The organism is Bartonella sp. AP57NXGY, assembly GCF_042195805.1.
Classification (GTDB): Bacteria; Pseudomonadota; Alphaproteobacteria; order Rhizobiales; family Rhizobiaceae; genus Bartonella.
In genome coordinates, this window is the sequence record NZ_JBHIOZ010000497.1 from 1 (window position 1) to 742 (window position 742).

Annotated in this window: 1 protein-coding gene and 1 pseudogene; one reads left to right on the plus strand and one right to left on the minus strand. The window is 32.3% G+C overall.

All coding sequences use genetic code 11. From position 1 onward, the window contains the following. Nucleotides 1-224 (plus strand): P-loop NTPase (locus ACFIL8_RS11675; protein ID WP_375689943.1); only part of this gene is annotated, 224 nt, incomplete at its 5' end. A gap of 371 nt (nt 225-595) precedes the next feature. Here the strand turns inward: ACFIL8_RS11675 and ACFIL8_RS11680 are convergent. After that, nucleotides 596-742: pseudogene (locus ACFIL8_RS11680) on the minus strand (pyrroline-5-carboxylate reductase); the annotation flags it as partial.

Consider the following 742-nt stretch of genomic DNA (forward strand, 5'->3'; position numbering starts at 1 on the left):
TTATCGCTCCTGATACGGGAAAACGCTATGATATTTTTGGCTATGGTGGTGCACGGGCAGAAGCGGAACGTCGAGAAGTCCCTTTCTTAGCGGAAATACCGCTTGATGCAGCTTTACGATTTTCTTCAGATGAAGGAATCCCTATTTTTGTTGCTAAGCCTAGTGAAGAGCATGCTAAACTATATCGTGAAATTGTTGATCAAATAAAAAATCAACTCTTTTGAATGGGGGGTGTTATAAGAGAGTTTATTAAAACACAATCATGAAAGACATAAAAATAGTCGCTTCTTTGTAAGAGGAAGTTTTAATGTGTGAATGGAGTATATAGGTTAAATAAACAAAAAATTATTCATGCGTTTGGATAACCTGAAGGGGAACAAAATTGAAGAGCTAGAGCTGTGAGGTAGAAAAAAATATTGGACTTGAGGCAAAAAGAAGAAGACCGAAAATAAAAATAATTTAGAAAAATTGTAAAAGGTTGTAAAAAATATTTTAATAATCAATTTTTTCATAAAAAAGCATTTTTTGATGTGAGTTTTCTTGATATACATCTTCAACATTTAGTTTTTTCTTATTGAGATGATAAAAATATTGGTCAAGTCTTTTTAGAAGCATTCATTTTTTGCAAAGTAGCTTCAAGAGCCATTGTTAAAGCATTCTTTCCCCCTTGTTGAGAAAAGTAATTTGACAAAAATTCATTTGTTCCACCCTTTGTTGAAAACTCTTTTTCAAGCAGTGCAAA